Annotated in this window: 19 protein-coding genes and 1 pseudogene; 10 read left to right on the forward strand and 10 right to left on the reverse strand. The window is 70.7% G+C overall.

The window, feature by feature from the left end; genetic code table 11:
- Positions 1–28: 28 nt before the first annotated feature.
- Both IEY93_RS35055 and IEY93_RS35060 read left to right on the forward strand, forming a co-directional pair.
- Positions 29–397 (forward strand): VOC family protein, encoded by a 369-nt coding sequence (locus IEY93_RS35055; protein ID WP_189167481.1) that lies wholly within the window; start codon positions 29–31, stop codon positions 395–397.
- Positions 398–412: 15 nt separating this feature from the next.
- The gene (locus tag IEY93_RS35060; RefSeq protein ID WP_203968605.1) at positions 413–670 is read left to right on the forward strand and encodes a hypothetical protein; all 258 of its coding nucleotides are present in this window, start codon (positions 413–415) and stop codon (positions 668–670) included.
- A gap of 98 nt (positions 671–768) precedes the next feature.
- Here the strand turns inward: IEY93_RS35060 and IEY93_RS35065 are convergent.
- Positions 769–1,652: pseudogene (locus tag IEY93_RS35065) on the reverse strand (LysR substrate-binding domain-containing protein).
- A gap of 70 nt (positions 1,653–1,722) precedes the next feature.
- Here IEY93_RS35065 and IEY93_RS35070 point away from each other — a divergent pair.
- Positions 1,723–2,631, forward strand: a complete 909-nt coding sequence (locus tag IEY93_RS35070; protein WP_189167482.1) for a dihydrodipicolinate synthase family protein — start codon at positions 1,723–1,725, stop codon at positions 2,629–2,631.
- A 45-nt stretch (positions 2,632–2,676) separates the two neighbouring features.
- Here IEY93_RS35070 and IEY93_RS35075 read toward each other — a convergent pair whose 3' ends face one another.
- The gene (locus tag IEY93_RS35075; protein ID WP_203968604.1) at positions 2,677–4,110 is read right to left on the reverse strand and encodes an SMP-30/gluconolactonase/LRE family protein; all 1,434 of its coding nucleotides are present in this window, start codon (positions 4,108–4,110) and stop codon (positions 2,677–2,679) included.
- A 403-nt stretch (positions 4,111–4,513) separates the two neighbouring features.
- On the reverse strand, positions 4,514–5,074 hold the full coding sequence (locus IEY93_RS35080) for a hypothetical protein (RefSeq protein ID WP_189167483.1): 561 nt from the start codon (positions 5,072–5,074) through the stop codon (positions 4,514–4,516).
- 175 nt (positions 5,075–5,249) lie between these two features.
- Here IEY93_RS35080 and IEY93_RS35085 point away from each other — a divergent pair, with 175 nt between their 5' ends.
- The gene (locus IEY93_RS35085; RefSeq protein WP_189167484.1) at positions 5,250–5,858 is read left to right on the forward strand and encodes a TetR/AcrR family transcriptional regulator; all 609 of its coding nucleotides are present in this window, start codon (positions 5,250–5,252) and stop codon (positions 5,856–5,858) included.
- A gap of 92 nt (positions 5,859–5,950) precedes the next feature.
- On the opposite strand, the gene IEY93_RS35090 is transcribed toward IEY93_RS35085, so the two are convergent.
- The 3 genes from IEY93_RS35090 to IEY93_RS35100 all read right to left on the reverse strand — a co-directional run bounded on the left by IEY93_RS35090 (position 5,951) and on the right by IEY93_RS35100 (position 9,387).
- On the reverse strand, positions 5,951–7,033 hold the full coding sequence (locus IEY93_RS35090) for a hypothetical protein (protein WP_189167485.1): 1,083 nt from the start codon (positions 7,031–7,033) through the stop codon (positions 5,951–5,953).
- The gene (locus tag IEY93_RS35095) at positions 7,030–7,524 is read right to left on the reverse strand and encodes a SigE family RNA polymerase sigma factor (protein ID WP_189167486.1); all 495 of its coding nucleotides are present in this window, start codon (positions 7,522–7,524) and stop codon (positions 7,030–7,032) included. The genes IEY93_RS35090 and IEY93_RS35095 overlap by 4 nt, the downstream gene beginning before the upstream one ends.
- Before the next feature lie 162 nt (positions 7,525–7,686).
- Positions 7,687–9,387: a WD40 repeat domain-containing protein gene (locus IEY93_RS35100; RefSeq protein WP_189167487.1), complete on the reverse strand. Its 1,701-nt coding sequence runs from the start codon at positions 9,385–9,387 to the stop codon at positions 7,687–7,689.
- 339 nt (positions 9,388–9,726) lie between these two features.
- Between IEY93_RS35100 and IEY93_RS35105 the strand changes: the two genes are divergently transcribed.
- Entirely contained in the window at positions 9,727–11,010 is a 1,284-nt protein-coding gene (locus tag IEY93_RS35105) for a hypothetical protein (RefSeq protein WP_229691733.1), read from the forward strand.
- 196 nt (positions 11,011–11,206) lie between these two features.
- Here the strand turns inward: IEY93_RS35105 and IEY93_RS35110 are convergent, their stop codons facing one another.
- On the reverse strand, positions 11,207–11,779 hold the full coding sequence (locus tag IEY93_RS35110; protein ID WP_189167488.1) for a recombinase family protein: 573 nt from the start codon (positions 11,777–11,779) through the stop codon (positions 11,207–11,209).
- Between the two features lie 522 nt (positions 11,780–12,301).
- Between IEY93_RS35110 and IEY93_RS35115 the strand changes: the two genes are divergently transcribed.
- Positions 12,302–13,237: an alpha/beta fold hydrolase gene (locus tag IEY93_RS35115; protein WP_189167489.1), complete on the forward strand. Its 936-nt coding sequence runs from the start codon at positions 12,302–12,304 to the stop codon at positions 13,235–13,237.
- A 200-nt stretch (positions 13,238–13,437) separates the two neighbouring features.
- On the opposite strand, the gene IEY93_RS35120 is transcribed toward IEY93_RS35115, so the two are convergent.
- Genes IEY93_RS35120 through IEY93_RS35130 form a run of 3 tightly spaced genes read right to left on the reverse strand, consistent with a single transcriptional unit; the run spans position 13,438 to position 14,238 of the window.
- Positions 13,438–13,695: a hypothetical protein gene (locus IEY93_RS35120; protein ID WP_189167490.1), complete on the reverse strand. Its 258-nt coding sequence runs from the start codon at positions 13,693–13,695 to the stop codon at positions 13,438–13,440.
- Between the two features lie 33 nt (positions 13,696–13,728).
- Positions 13,729–13,908 carry a hypothetical protein gene (locus IEY93_RS35125; protein ID WP_189167491.1) on the reverse strand — a complete coding sequence of 60 codons (180 nt, stop codon included), beginning with the start codon at positions 13,906–13,908 and terminating at the stop codon, positions 13,729–13,731.
- Between the two features lie 39 nt (positions 13,909–13,947).
- Positions 13,948–14,238, reverse strand: a complete 291-nt coding sequence (locus IEY93_RS35130) for a Tn3 family transposase (RefSeq protein WP_229691734.1) — start codon at positions 14,236–14,238, stop codon at positions 13,948–13,950.
- Here IEY93_RS35130 and IEY93_RS39890 point away from each other — a divergent pair.
- The 4 genes from IEY93_RS39890 to IEY93_RS35150 all read left to right on the forward strand — a co-directional run.
- Positions 14,213–14,464 carry a hypothetical protein gene (locus IEY93_RS39890; protein WP_373291549.1) on the forward strand — a complete coding sequence of 84 codons (252 nt, stop codon included), beginning with the start codon at positions 14,213–14,215 and terminating at the stop codon, positions 14,462–14,464. The genes IEY93_RS35130 and IEY93_RS39890 overlap by 26 nt on opposite strands.
- Positions 14,465–14,515: 51 nt before the next feature.
- Positions 14,516–14,701 (forward strand): DUF3073 family protein, encoded by a 186-nt coding sequence (locus IEY93_RS35140; RefSeq protein WP_189167492.1) that lies wholly within the window; start codon positions 14,516–14,518, stop codon positions 14,699–14,701.
- A complete protein-coding gene (locus IEY93_RS35145; RefSeq protein WP_189167493.1) occupies positions 14,698–14,865 on the forward strand; it encodes a hypothetical protein in 168 nt (55 codons plus the stop codon). Before IEY93_RS35140 ends, IEY93_RS35145 begins: the two co-directional genes overlap by 4 nt.
- On the forward strand, positions 14,865–15,016 hold a 152-nt coding region (locus tag IEY93_RS35150; protein WP_189167494.1), incomplete at its 3' end, for an ArsR/SmtB family transcription factor. The genes IEY93_RS35145 and IEY93_RS35150, both read left to right, overlap by 1 nt.

The following is a 15,016-nucleotide window of genomic DNA, read 5'->3' on the forward strand; positions in this document are numbered from 1 at the left end:
AGCCGGCACCAAGAACAGGACCACCATCATGCCCCTCACCCTGACCTCCGTGATCATCGACGCCGCCGACATCGAGACGGAGGGTGCCTTCTGGCACCGCCTGCTCGGCGGATCGACCACCACCACACCCACCCACCACTTCATCCAGGCACCCGGCCTGCCCGTGATCGTCGTCCAGTCCGCCCCCGGACACACCGCCCCGGGATGGCCGGACGGCGCCCCCCAGCAGATGCACCTCGACTTCGGCGTTGAAGACCTCGCGACCGCAGACCGCGCCGCCATCGACGCCGGTGCCACGCGCCTGCGCCCCACAGAGGAGTCCAGCTCAGACGCCGGCACCGGCAGCCGTGTGTACGCCAGCCCCGCCGGACACCCCTTCTGCCTCCGCGCGGCCTGAGGCGCGTTCTCCGCCATGGACCTCACCGCCCGCCACCCGCGCACCGGCGAACTGCTGTCCACCGTGAAGTTCATGGTGCAGACCCTCGCCGCCGCCGGCGAACTCCAGCGAGACCTCCAGCGCGACCTGACGCACGACGGACTGCGGGCCGCCGAGGCCAAGGGCAGCAAGGGCGGACACCGCCCCGCCGTGCGGTCGACAAGACCGGCACGGTCCGCACCGCGTACGTGGAGGGCCGCTCGATCGCTGCCCTCGCCCGCGACCACGGCGTGAGCCGCGGCGCGATCCGCACGGCCGCCGCCGACCTCCTGCCCGACCACACCGCTGCCGTTGAAGAGATGAGGCCACGGGCGAGGCGTCGGAGTTGCGGATCAGGCTCGGACGAACGCTCCGGCTGAAGCGCGTAGCGCGGTGACGACGGCCATCACCGCAGGATGCGCGGCGGCACCACTGCGATACCCGATCCGAGTGCGCCGCCGGGTCGGCACGGCGATCAGCCGTACCGCGGGCTTCGATACGGTCGCCAGTTGGGGCACCAGCGCGACCCCTTGATCGGCGGCGACCAGGGCGAGCACGGCGTCGAAGTCGTCGATGTGGTGGCGTGCTCGGGGGGTGAAGCCCGCGGCCCGGCAGACCCTTAGGGCGACCTCGTGGCACAACGTTCCAGGGGGGCCAGGATCCACTCGGTGTCGCGGGTGTCGGCGAGGGCACTGACCGGCGCGTCCGCCGCGACCGCCAAGTGCACCGTCTCGTCGAGCAGTGACACCGATTCCAGCGCCGGGTCGGTCGCGGCCGGCACCACGTCGTAGTCGTGCAGTAGTCCCACGTCGAGCCGTCGGTCGCGCAGCGCGGCGGGCACCGCGATCGGATCCAGCTCGCTGACCGACAGTTCCAATCCGGGATGGTCGCGACCGAGCGTGACCAGCGCCGCAGGCAGCACGGTGCGTACGGCGGTGGGGTGGGCACCGATGCGCACCAGGCCGGCGGGCTCGGAGCGTACGGCGGCCAGCGCCGCGGTGGTCTCCTCCAGGGCGCTCAGCACCGCCGCTGCGTGACGAACCAGCACCCGCCCGGCCGCCGTGAACTGCACCCGGCGGCCGTTGCGCTGCAACAGCGCCACGCCGGCCTCGCGTTCCAACGCGGCCAGCTGCTGCGACACCGCCGAAGGCGTGTAGGCGTGGAGGGCCGCGACGGCGGCGATCGTGCCGAGCCGGTCCAAGTCGCTCAGCAGTCGCAGCCGGCGCACCTCGAGCATCAGCTTTCCTTACGGATGGGCGAAGTAATCGGAACTGGATCTTACGGCTGTTGGTCGGCAGGCTGAGAGCATGATGTTGACCGGCGTGCACGTCCCCTTGATCACTCCCTTCGACCGGGCCGGGGCGGTGGCTTTCGAGGTACTGGAGGAACTCGCGCACCAGGTCCTGGCCGCCGGTGCCGCCGGTGTGGTGGCTCTGGGCACCACCGCCGAGGCCGGCGCGTTGGGCGCTGCGGAACGGGCCAGAGTGCTGGACGTGCTGAACACTGTGTGCCTGCGGCGGGGCGTGCCGCTCATCGCCGGGGCCAACACCGCCGAGGACCTGCGGGAACTGGCCGGTCACCCGGCGGTGACCGCTGCGTTGTGCCTGGTGCCGCCGTTCGTACGGCCCGGCGAGGACGGCGTGGTCGCCCACTTCGCCGCGCTGGCGGCGGTAAGCCCGGTGCCGCTGGTGGTGTACCACGTGCCGCACCGCACCGGGCAGCAGTTGTCCGCCCGAGCGGTACGGCGGCTTGCCGCCATCGACGCGGTGACCGGCATCAAGTACGCGCCCGACGCCGTCGACGCCGACGCCGTCGATCTGCTCACCGACCCGCCCCACCGGTTCGCCGTGCTGGCCGGCACCGACACGCTGCTGTCGCCGATGCTGGCGCTCGGCGCGCACGGCGCCATCGTGGCCTCCGCGCATCTGGCCACGGCGCGGTTCGTCGCGCTCGCCAATGCCTGGCAGGCCGGACATGCGGATCATGCGAGGCCGCTGGGACACCGGCTCGCGCGACTGTCCACCGCGCTGTTCGCCGAGCCGAACCCAGCCGTGATCAAGGGGGTGCTGCACGCGCAAGGTCTGATTCCCACCCCGGCGGTCCGGCTGCCGTTGCTGCCCGCCGCTGAGGCGAACATCGGCACAGCGGTGCAGAGCCTGCACGACATGCGGACGTCACCCGCCCGGCAGCCGGTCGGTAGAGCCGGACCTTGTTGACCCCTTTTATCCTGGGGAGCAGGTCCAATCCGAGCAGCCGGGAGGTCAGTACGGCCAGCCGGGGACGTTCAGGCGGACGCGGTAGAGGCCGAAGTTGCCGGTGTTCCCGCCCCGGGACGGCGTGCCCGAAGTGATGTACAGCGTCCGGCCGTCGGAGCCGCCGAAGGCGACGTTGGTGGTGTTCAGCCCGGCGGAGATGGTGCCGAGCTGCGCGCCGGACGGTGCGTACACGTGGACCTTGCCGTCGTTGAAGGAGGCCTGGTAGAGGTTGCCGGCACAGTCGATGGTCGCGCCGTCCGAACCGTTCAGGGAGGCGAAGTCGGCCCGCGTCCCGACGCTGCCGTCGGCGTTGACCGGCCACTTGTAGATGCGTCCCGTGCCGTTGCCGCCGACGTACAGGGTTCTGCCGTCGGGGGAGAGCACAATGCCGTTCGGCTCGCGGATGGTGTCGTCGATCAGTGAGACGACGCCGTCCTTGACGCGGAACACGCCGGTGCGGCCGGACATCTGGTCGGCGCGGTTGGCGCGCTGGAAGTCGGGGTCGGTGAAGTACACGCTGCCGTCGGCGCCGACGGTGAGGTCGTTCGGCGAGTTGAAGACGCGGCCCTGATAGGAGGAGGCCACTACGCCCCGCGTCCGATCCGGCAGGCGGAAGGAGGAGACGCTGCGCTGGTCGTGCGTCGCGGCCAGCAGCGTGCCGCCGTCCCGGCTGAGCGCCAGCCCGTTACTGCCCGACCCGGCGATGAAGGTGTCGAAGGTGCCCGGTTCGGTGAATCGCAGCACGTCCGACGGCTGGACGCCCTCGGACCCGGTGCCGTCGCGCATGAGCGACAGCAGCAGGGTCTGGGTGGTGGCGTCCCAGACCGGGCCCTCCAGGAAGTTGAACCCGTCCCGGATCTTCGTGGCGGTCACCGATGACGACGGCAGCGGGTTGGGGTAGCTCGCGCCCGGCGTGCACGGCCCGACACCGGGACGCGGCGTGCCCGGCGAGGGGGTGACGCTCGGCGTGGGCGTGGGGGTCGGTGTCGGGGTGACCGTGGGGGTGGGGGTGACGGGCACGGGCCCGCTGCACATCACACCGTTGAGCCAGAAGGTGCCGGGTACGGGGTTGGCGCCCGTGGACGTCGCGGTGAACCCCATGCCACTGGCCGTGGCACCGGTGGCGATGGAGCCGTTGTAGGCCAGGCTGGCAACGGTCACGTGCGCACCGGACTGCGACCAGGTGGCGTTCCAGCCGGAACCGAGCTTCTGACCGGAATCGGGGAAGTCGAACTCCAGCTTCCAGCCGCTGATCGGATCACCGAGGTTGGTGATGGCCACATCGCCCTGGAAGCCGCCGCCCCACTGACTGACGATCTTGTAGGTCACCTTGCACCCGGCGGCGGCCGCCGCCGGCATCGTCGCCGCCGCGACTCCACCGGAGACGACCAGCGCGGCGGCCAGCCCGGTGGCCGCGAGAGTGGCGAGACTCCGTCTCATCTGGGCGTCCTTTCGAGCGACGACGGGCGGCCGCGTCGAAGTGCCGGCCGGGGGGCGGGATCCACGGGCACGCCACGCGGCGCACCGCCGACCGGCGTCCCGATCCCAAAGATTAGGTGGACGGCCGCGATCGGTCGCCCGTCACGGCGTTCGCCGTAGGGGAGGCGGCGGGAGCATCCGTCGCGCGGCGGCCGGTCGCGCGCCGCGCCGGAGGCCGCGCCGGCCTGGGCGAACGCGGTCGGCCGCCCGCCCGCACGAGCCGATCGACGGCCGCGAGCGGCCCGGGCCGCGGCGCTGAAACGTTCAGCCCCGTCGAGCGCCGTGGCATGCGCCGGCGTGACGGTGAGCGGCGACCGCCGCGGCGCCGCCCGCGTGTCCGGTTCGAGGGGTTCTGTCGTCCATGTCAGTCACCCTTCGCAGCGCGGCCGAGGCGCAAGGCCGAGATGAGGAAGAAGATGCCGCCGGGGATGGCGTAGCCGGCCGCGTTGGCCAGCGTCGGGCCGGGCGCGGAGGCGCCCACGATGAAGAACGTGCCCGCCAGTACGGAGATGGCGCCGCTGATGATCATCGGCCACTGGCCGCCCATCGTGCGCCGGGTGACGCCCACGATCAGCTGGACCAGCCCGGCCACGATCGCCCACGCGCCCCACACGCGCAGCACCGCCGGGATGCCGGACGCGCAGGCGATGGCCACGCCGATCGCGGTGACCAGGCTGACGGCGACGTTCACGTACAGCAGGGCAGGTGATCCGGTGGTGCGCGAGGCGCGGGCGTCGACGACGGCGGCGGCCACGTCGAACAGCGGGTAGAGCACGAGCAGGGTGACCGCGAGCGGGCCCAGGTTCGCGGCGGTCGTGAACATCACGAGGGCCCACACGATGGCGAACGCGAACCGGACGAAGTACAGCCGGCGCAGGGCGGACGCGGTCCCGGACATGCCGGGCGAAGCAGCGATGGAGGTCATGGTGGTCCTATCGGTGGATGAGCGACGAGGAGAGCGGGCCGGCCTTCCGATCAGGTGGGCGAGGGCGATGGCCTGGCTCTGTCTCCCACGAGACCGAACGTTCTGTCTTGGCTCAGCATGGCAATGCGCGGCGCGAGCTGTCAAGACCGAACGTTCTACCCGCTAGGATGGCGGCATGCCCAGCCCATCCGAGAGCCGGCCGTCCGAAGCGCGGTCCCGGCTGCTCACCACGGCCATCCGGCTCTTCTACGCAGAGGGCATCCACGCCGTCGGCATCGATCGCATCGTCGCCGAAGCGCAGGTGACGCGGGCCACCCTCTACCGGCACTTCCCCGGCAAGGAAGACCTCGTCCTCGCCTACCTGAGTGAGGTCGACCGGGCCATGCGCGGCCAGGCGGACGAGGCCGTCGCCGCCGGGCTATCGGCCGCCGACACCACCCGGGCGCTCAGCCGGTCCATCGTCCAGATGATCCGGTCCCCCGGCTTCCGCGGATGCGCCTTCCTCAACGCCGCCGCCGAGTATCCCGACGCCCAGTCCCCGGTGCACAAGGCCGTGCTCGCCCACCGCCGATGGTTCCTGGAAACCGTCACGGAACTGCTGGCCACGATCCAAAAGGCCGGCGCCGAGCCCGCCGCCCGCCACTTCGTGATGATGCGCGACGGCGCCATGGCCGCCGGCTGCCTGTTCGACCCGGAGCTGATCTGCGAGACGTTCCTGCGCGGAGTCGACAGGCTCCTGCAGGTGTATGCGGCCACGGACCACAGCGGGCCGGTGGGCGCCTGAAGCCGCGGGAGGGCAACGGGTCGAGCCCCCGCCGGCGGTCACCGGCCGGATCCCACGGCGCGGGCTCGGCAGGCGCCTCGAAGTCGTCGCGCTCAGCGCACCAGCCCCGGCACCACGCTCTGGCCGTCTCCGCGCACTGTGAAGAGTTTCCTGGCCTTGCCCGTCCGCACATCCACCGCGTAGACCGCGGGCGTAGTGGCGCCCGGCGACTCGGGGACGGCCAGCACGGTGACCTCCGTGGCGTTCAACCAGCTCCCGAGCCGTGAAGGATGGAGCCCTTCCGGCAATCCGGAGATGACGGTACGGCTCTCCCGGCCGGCCTGTATCGCACTGAAGGTCACCAGAGATCCGTCCTGCCGCACCATCGGTCGCCGGTTGCGGTCGACGGTCTGTCCCAGCCGGGCGAGCGTCCGTCCGTCAGGTGCGAGTGCGCTGTAGGAGTACGTGAAGTCCCCGATGGTGATCGGGTCATGGCCGAGCACCCACACCTGGCTGGTCATGTCGTACGGCTTGGCCAGCACGACGGGTCCCGAGCCGTCCGATACGCTCACCGGCCACCATCCCCGCTTGAGGTCGGTCACCGTTCCGCGTTCCACGTCCACCAGCTTGTTCGGCTCCCGCCGGCCGCCCCACCCCGACACGATGAAACGCAGCCCGCTGGGCGACAGCCGCAGCGCGTACTCGACCGAGAAGTCGTCCGCGGGCTGTTTCAGCGGCGCCTGCCACGTCTTGCCGCTCGCCAGGTCGCGTACGACGATGCCGCCTCGCTTGACGTCGTAGTAGGCGATCCTGCGGCCGTCGGCCGTGACCTCCAGCGGTCCGGTCGTTTCTTTGCCCAGTCGATAGGTGTCGCCCTGGCGCGTCACGATGTGCCACGTTCTGTCGGTGCACGAGCCTCCGATGCAGCCTGGACGGAAGGCCTGCTCCACCGCCCCGACCCCCTTCGCCGGCAAGGGCAGGGCCTTGGCCTGCGGCCGGGCGAGCACGGTCGGGGCCATGGGAGGCAGCTGGAGCAGCAGGCCTGTGCCGCTGAGCGCGAGCAGGCAGGTCACGGCCACCACGGCCAGCCGGCCGGCGCGTCTCCTGCGCGCGCCTCGCACCGCCTGTGCCGCCAGGTCGACGGTGGGTGCCTGCTCGGCCAGCGCGTGCAGGTCCTCGCGCAACGTGTCATTCATCGGTACACCTCCTTCGGGGCGAGCGCGCGCAGCTTGGACAGCGCGTAGCTGGTCTGGCTCTTGACGGTGCCGACCGAGACGTCCATGAGCTGGGCGGTCTCGTGCTCTGAGCGGTCCTCGTAGAAGCGCAGCACGATCACGGCCCGCTGTTTGGGCGTGAGCTTCGCCAGCGCGTGGCGCAGGGCGAGACGGCGCGCGGTCGCCTCGTCGTGCGGTTGCCCCGGTTCGGCCGTCTCCGGCAGCTCGGCCCGTGGAAATTCGACCTGCTTGCGCCTGCGCCACGAGATCGTCTGATTCACCAGGGCCTTGCGGGCGTAGGCCTCGGGGTTGCCGTCCTTGGCGAGTTTCGTCCAGTGCGAGGCGACACGGGTGAGGACCGTCTGCAACAGGTCCTCGGCGAGATGGGGGTTGCCGGTGAGCAGGTACGCCGTCCGCATGAGCGACTGCTGACGGGTCCGTACGAACTCGTGGAACCCCTCGTAACGGTCCATGTATGAATCAACTCCGGCGAAGGGCTCCAGGTTGGAACGCCCGCCGTACTCCACAGCGGACAAGGGGCCCTGAGCTCCGCTCACAGGCCCCTTGTCCGGCATGATCGCTCAGGTCACGCGGATCGGAACGGCGATCCGCGACGAGCAGTACTGCGGGGATCGCTAACCGCGAGTTTTCGGTCGAATGCCCGTCGATCCCAGGACGGTGACCGTGTGGATGGTGTGCGCCGGCCCGATGGCCGAGTTCCCGGCCAGCCTGATGGTGTAGGTGTGTTCGCCGGCCGTGGCGGGCGTATCGGCGAAGCCGAACGATCCGTCAGAGGCAGGAGCGACCTTCGGCAGCGCTTTGGAGGTGACGGTGCCATCCGGGCCGACGACCTTGCGTGAGACGGTGATCGTGGTCGGCGGGAAGACGACGCCGTCCGCGCCGAAGCTGCCGCTGAACTCAAGTTGATCGCCGACGACGCCTGTCGCCGGTCCGTCCACGGTGAGCACCGGCTGATACGAGGTCACCGTGACGGTCGCCGAGGCGCCGCGGCCCCGGTACCAGGAGTTGCCCGGCCAGTACACCCGATACTCGAACGTTCCGCTGGATGGGGGAGTGTCGGTGAATTCATAGGTCCCGTCCGCCGCAGTGGTGATCTCCTGGAAGGGCCGGGAGGTGCCGTCGGGAAGCCAGCGGTTCACTTCGAGCGTCTGCACGCCGGGCAGTGATCCGGTGCTCAACGTGAGCCGCCCGCTGAGGGTGAACTGCTCGAGCGCGGTCGCTTCGGGGGGAGCCGTCAAGGTCAGGGTGGAGGAGTGGAAGGGCGAAGGCGGCAGCCGCCACAGATGCATCCGCCCGGTGTCCGGCTCCTTCAGCACCCCCCAGATGAGTGTGCCGTAGAAGGCGATGCTGCCCGCCACCAGTTCTTTCCCCTGGTGGTCGGTCGCGTAGATCACCTCCGCTGTCGTCGCGTCGTACACCACGAGCTCCGCCGTGTCAGAGGAGTTCCGGCCTCCCACGACGTAGGCGCCGTCCGGGTCGGCCGTGATGGCGGCGGCGAGACCATGATCGCTTGACTCGCTGTCGCCGAAGGGACGGGCTTGAGCCAGGGTCGTGGTGTCCCAGGCGTCGAACCGGTGGGTATCGGCCGATGCCGACAGCGCCGTCGACCCGTCCTCGGTGAGGGCGAGGTCCCGCAGGGGCGGCAGCCCGCCTGTGTCCTGGCGGATCTCGCCGCGCGGGGTGGCCGGGGTGGTGCTGACGTCGTACACCCTGATCACGGCGGGGGTGACTCCCGGCTCCGCGGTCACCAGCGTGTTCCTGGCGACGGCGACCAGCGGAGGCCGGGTCGTTCCCGGCCCGATCGGGACGGGGGTGGGGGCCGCAGCCGACAGAATGAGGCCGACGACACCGCCCTCTCCCGCTTGGCCGCACCCGTATCCGACCCACAGCCGGTCGTAGGACTGCACCAGATTCGACGGGCACGGGTAGGCGGCGAGGTCGATACGCCTGGTGATGGTGACCGTGACGGTGTCGATCTCGATCACCTCGTGCGAATCGCGCAGCGCTGCGTACACCTTTCTGCCGCCGTCCGGCGCGGCCAGGGCGACGGCACCGGACAGGCCGCCGATCGTGTCGATGAGCCGGCCGTCGAGGGAGGTGACGATGATCCGGTCGTCCGCGGCGACGAAGACCTTGCTGCCGCGCGCCACCACGTCTCCGCCCCGCCCGGCCGCGACGCCGAGGTCGGTGACGATCCCGGCGGCTGCGGCGGCGGGCGCCTGAGCGATGAGCAGGGCCGCCATCAGGAGCAGGGCGTTGGCCAGGGCGACTAATCGGCGCGGCAGCGGAGCCCGAACGAAGGTCGATGGGCGCACATGCACTCCAATCCGGAGGAGGGGAGGAGCGAGAGCTTCGGCATGGCCCGGGCACTCGCTTCCACTGACGATCTTCGTTAATCGAACGTATATTCGCATGGCGCGGCATCGCCGTCTAGACGCCTGCGGATGTCGCGATGCGCAGGGGGCCCGGCTCCTTCGAGCGCTGTCTGGACGCTCAGACGGGCCCGCACCCCGTGGTTGCCCGCCGGTGGCCGTCCGATCGGATTACTTGCGGGAAGTCTCCTTCTCGTGAGTTGGGCGAGCCCGGAGACACGCAACAGATCGCCTTTTCTGGATTTGAATTTCTGGAAAATAGAAAACTGTTAGAGTCGGGCCGTGGCGATCACGGAGACGGAGGGCGCGGCGGAGCACGGGCGCGCCGCGGGATCTGACGGCGAGGGCACGAGCGAGGGCGGCACCGGCGCGGTGACCGCGTGCAAGCACTGCGGAACGGCGATCGAGCGGCGCGCCGGCCGCGGCCGGCCCCGCGAGTACTGCCCAGAGCGTGACTGCCAGGCCGCGGCCAAACGCGAACGCGAACTGCGCCGGGCCACCCCCGGCCTGGAGGGGGCACTGGCCCGGGCCGAGGATCTCTACGGCCGCATGGAGAAGGGCCTGGCGGCGGCCATCGCCCCGCTGGCGCAGGTGCTCGCCGACGAGCTCAGCCCGGCCGGAGTGGAGGCGAAGCTGAGCGCCGTCCAGGCCGAGGCCCACACCCGCGTCGCCATCGCCCGCACCGAAAGGGAGCAGGCGTTCGAGCAGGTACGCCTGGCCCGCGAGGCCACCGAGCACGCCCGCAGGGAACGCGAGGAGATACGAGAGCGCATGCGCGAGGCCCTGGCCGAGCGCGACACCGCCCTCGCGGACGCCGAGACCGCCCGCGAGCAGGCGCTGGCCGCCCTGCGGGAGGCCGCCATGACCGAACGGCGCGCCGAGCAGGCGGCCGAGCAGGCCGAGCGGCGCGCCGCGCGGGCCGAGGCCGAGGCCGACCAGGCGGCTCGGCAGGCCCGGGAACAGGTGCAGGCCGCATCGGCCGAGGCACGCCAGGCACGCGAGGAGGCCGGCCAGGCGGGCCGGCTGGCCGAGCAGGCCGACCGGCGCGCCGACCGCGCCGCCGCCGAGCGTGACGCCTCCCGGACCGAGGCCGAGATGGCCCGCCGCGCGCGCACCGAGGCTGAGCAGGCCGCGGCCGCGGCCATCGCTCGGGCGCAGGCCGCCGAGGCCGAACGCGACCGTGCCCTGGCCAGGGCGGCCGAGGCAGAGCAGGCCAGGGCCGAGGCGGTGGGACGGGCCGCCCGCTCGGCGGCCGACGCCGCCCAGGCCACCGCCCGCGCCGCCGAGGCCGACCGCAAGGCGGGGGCGCGTGTGCGCACCGCCGAGCGGCAGGCGGCCGCGGCGGTGGCGGCCGCGGTGGAGGGCGAGCGCACCGCCGCCGCCGAGCGCGACCGGCTGGCCGCCCTGCTGGAGATCGAACGGGCCAGGGTGGCCGACCTGCGGGCGCAGACCGAGACCCTGCGCGCGGAGTCCGCCGGGCTGCGCGAGCGCGCCGTCACCGCCGAACTGCGCGCCGCGGCCGCGCCTCCATCCCCGGGGCGCCCGCCCGGGCCCGCTCAGAGGTGATCGGTCGCGTGCCGCGGACCTCGAGCTCCGGTTCGCCCGAAGCCGTGGAAGTACGCGAGGTGGAATAGCGGCACTGTCTCGTCCCGGTCTCGATCGCGACGCCTCGATCTGTTCATGTTCGCGATGCGCCCGTCTCGGCCCCGAAGTCCTAGCCCAGACACCGGGGAACAAGTAACCCGCCGGTAGGAAGTGGGCTCTACGGGGTGGGGTTGAGGGTCTTGTGTACGACGCCGACGGACACCTTGACGGCGGCGGCGATCTCGCGGATCGAATGGCCTTCGGCGCGGCGGGCAAGGATCACGCGGCGCTTGTCGTCGTCGACGACATCAACGACGACGACAACGATACGGCCGCCAATGCGGCCGCGTGCGCGGGCGGAGTCGAGGCCGTTTTTCGTCTTCTTCACGATGTCGCGGCGTCGGTCTTCGGCGAGGGCGAGGGCGAGGGCGAGGATGAGGGAGCGTTCGGTGTGCTCGCCGGCGGCGATGCCGTCCAGGACTTTGACGGCGATGCCGCGTTGGAAGAGGTCGTTGAGGACGATCAGGCTTTCGAGGAGGTTGCGGCCGAGGCGGTCGACTTCCTGGACGGTGAGCATGTCGCCGTCGCGGAGGTAGCCGAGGGCGGCAGTCAGGCCGGGCCGGTTGTCGACGGCGAGTTTGCCGCTGATCTTCTCCTCGAAGACTTTGAGGCAGATCGGGCCGAGGGCGTCGTGCTGGCGCCGGGTCTTCTGTTTGTCGGTGCTGACGCGGACCAGTCCGATGAGCGCCATGGGGTCCCTTTCTGTTCATCAAACGCTTCAGGCAGCGATCTGAACGCCAGCAGTTGATGAACGGGAAAATGAACGGTCCTGACGGGAAGTCGGGCCGCAAGGCGGCTCGGCGGGGCGCGTTCGGTAAACGGTCGATTGATGAATGCCCCCTGTTCATCGGGGCGGGCATCGCCGTGAGCGTTTCATCAGTAAGACGCGCGCCCCGACCTGCTTCCGGTGCCGAGGGAGGCCGCGCCACAGCCGAACTCGAGGTTGCGGTGGGTCGCGTATAACGGTGCCGCCGCCCCTCGGTCACTGCCAGGAGAGCCGTCCACCTGCCCAGCCTCCTGGACGCGCGCGTGAGCCCGGTGACCAGCAGGTCCACATAATTCACAGTCTCAGCGGCCGCTCGCGGGGGATAACCCCACTCCACTCTGGTCTCAGCACCACCACCAACAGACATGCCAGCCAGATCGTGCGAGCTGCCGGGATCTCGAATGATTGGGCAGACACGGCGTACCCTCTGCTCTCGAAGGATCACTCATGTCCCGCACCCCCCGCAGGCACCGGTCCATGTACCGCGTGCTGTCGTCTCTCACCGTGCTGACCCTGGCTGCCGGCGCCGCCACGGCGTGCGGCAGCAACGATTCCTCGTCCAGTTCCTCGGCCTCTACGTCCGCCATCCCGTCCGCTTCTGCGGGGACCGGCAAGGCGGCCGAGGCGAAGCTGCACATGGTCGACAACGACGGTCACCGCCTGGCCTTCTACGCCATACAAGGCAGCGGTTCCACCATCGTCCTGGACTCGGGCGGCGGCGAGGACTCCTCGCAGTGGAAGGACATCGCCCCCAAGGTTCACGCGGCCACCGGCGCCACCGTCATCACCTACGACCGGGCCGGCCTCGGCAAGAGCGACGTGGTGCCCGGCGCGTGGAAAGTCCAGAGCGCCGTCAGCGACCTCAAGGCGGGCCTCAAGCAGTTGGGCATCACCAAGGACGTCACCCTGGTGGCCCACTCCCAGGCCGGCGAGATCGCGAACAACCTCGCCCAGGACGATCCGGAGATGCTCTCCGGCGCGGTCCTGGTCGACGCCAACCTCCCTCAGTTCTTCACCGACGAGGAAATCCCCCGCCTCGTCGCCGCGACCCAGCCGGACGTCGACGCAGCGAAGAAGGACCCCGAGAAGCCGGCTAACCGCCAGCTCATCTCCACCGCGGAGGGCTTCGCCGAAGCGCACCAGGCCTTCCACAAGGTGGTGTGGCCCACCTCAGTGCCCGCAACGGTCATGGTCTCGGAGAAGACCCCGTTCGCAGGCTCTCCCCCGGACGCCCAGCACTGGCGTGATGCGGCTGCCTCATTCGTCAAGGAAGCGCCCAACCGGACGCTCGTCACCGCCAAGGGCACCTCCCACGAGGTGCCGACGGAACGCCCCGACCTCGTACTCAAGGCGATCGAAGACAGGTTCGCCGCACAGCACTGACCCCAAGGACGCCGGCGGTCTTGCAGACGAGGTCGGACCGCCCGGTACCAAGCAAGTAAGTGGCCGGTTGGACGGCATGCACACCGTCCAACCGGCCACCCTCGTTCTGCAGCGGTCACAGTGCGCCGGCGGTGAGGTTGTGGCGGCCGAGCAAGGTTCGGGTTGTCCCTGGTCCTGTCCGGAGGTTCTCGCACCGCCACTTATACGACGCAGTACGGCCGTGGGTGTCTGCCGACCGCCTCGGTCATGTCCGCGGCCTTGTCGAGCATCTGCTGGACCCGCTTGCGGCTGAAGGAGACCAGGAGGAGGGCGAGGATGTAGACGGCCACGGTGTGGATGCGATCGCGGACCTCCAGTGACCCGCCGATCAGTGCCCGCATCGTCACCTCGCCCCGGGCCAGGCGGCGGGCGGCCGTGGTGACCGTGAACTCGTGCTCCGTCGGTGCGAAGCGGGCCACCGCGTCGACCTCCCGCACGAGAGAGGCCGGGACTCACGGGAGGCCGGTGTCCCGGAGCATCGACAGGGCGTCGTCGTAGAAGTTCGCGGACACGCCCTTGGCGAACTCCAGCTGGTCGTCCTCCAGATGCGCGAGATGCTCGATAATCGCGGCGCGGTCGCGTGCGGCATAGGCCCGGAGCAGGTCATGGCCCCGCCAGGACGCTTCGTTCATCCGGGGGGCGGTGAGGTCCTTGGAAGGCGTGGGTCTCCGTCATCGTGTGTCCATGGTCGATCGGGCGGCGGTGTCCGCTGGGGTGCGGGGCCGGGGCACGGCAGCGGACACCAGGTCGAGCCGCTTGTCCATGTCCAGGCGGAAGGTCCCGTACGGGTTGACGTTCGACCAGAACAACGCGGTCAGGCCGCGCCGGTCCTCGTCGCTCAGCTTCTTCGCCCAGGCCGGTTCGGCCAGGACCTGCTGCACCAGCAGGGTGTTGACGTGCACGAGCCTGGATCGGCTGACCGGTACACCGCTGAGCGTGTACGACGCCGCCTGGAACCTCATCACGTGGAACCGGTTGTGGGCCGCGCTGTTCGGCGACCCGCCCGCGTCAGGTGGCTTGGGGGGAATGCGGTGCTGTGATCGAGACGGCTTGGCGGCCGACCGGCACCGCAATCCTGTTCCGCGCCCCGCGGCCGCTCGGCTCGTGCTTCACCGTGACATCGTCCCCGCCGGGGGGCCGCCCGGATCCGGGCGGCCCCCCGATTTGACTAGTTGCAGGTTTTCGTAATTCTCTATATACGCAATTACGTGATGGGTGTCGACGAGGAGGTGATGTCAGGTGGGACGTGGCCGGGCCAAGGCCAAGCAGGTGAAGGTCGCTCGCGCGTTGAGGTACAGCCCTGGCGGTGATCTCGATTCGCTGCGGCGGGAGCTGGGCGTGGATGTGTCACCTGCCGCACCTGCGGAGCCGGAGGACACCTGGGGCGAGGCCGGCTCCGACGGCGGAGGGGAGCCCGCCGCGTGAGCGCGCTGGTGGGCGATCGCCGGCTGCGGGCGACCAGGGCGCGCCGGGCCTCGGCCGCGGCGCGACGGGACGGTGCTGACATCAAGGCGCGGACGACCGCCTGGCAGGCGGGTGCCCTGGTAGGACCGGCCGCCGCCGAGATGGTCGAGGGCGGGGGCGGGTGATGACGGTCCCGCTGTATCAGGCCAAGGCCGAGTTGTTCAGAACGCTCGGGCATCCGCTGCGCATCCGGGTGCTTGAGCTGCTGTGCGAGGGGCCCAAGCAGGTGCGGGAGTTGCTGGCCGCGATCGAGGTGGAGGCGCCGAATCTGTCCCA

It is taken from the genome of Sphaerisporangium melleum (genome assembly GCF_014646695.1).
GTDB lineage: Bacteria > Actinomycetota > Actinomycetes > Streptosporangiales > Streptosporangiaceae > Sphaerisporangium > Sphaerisporangium melleum.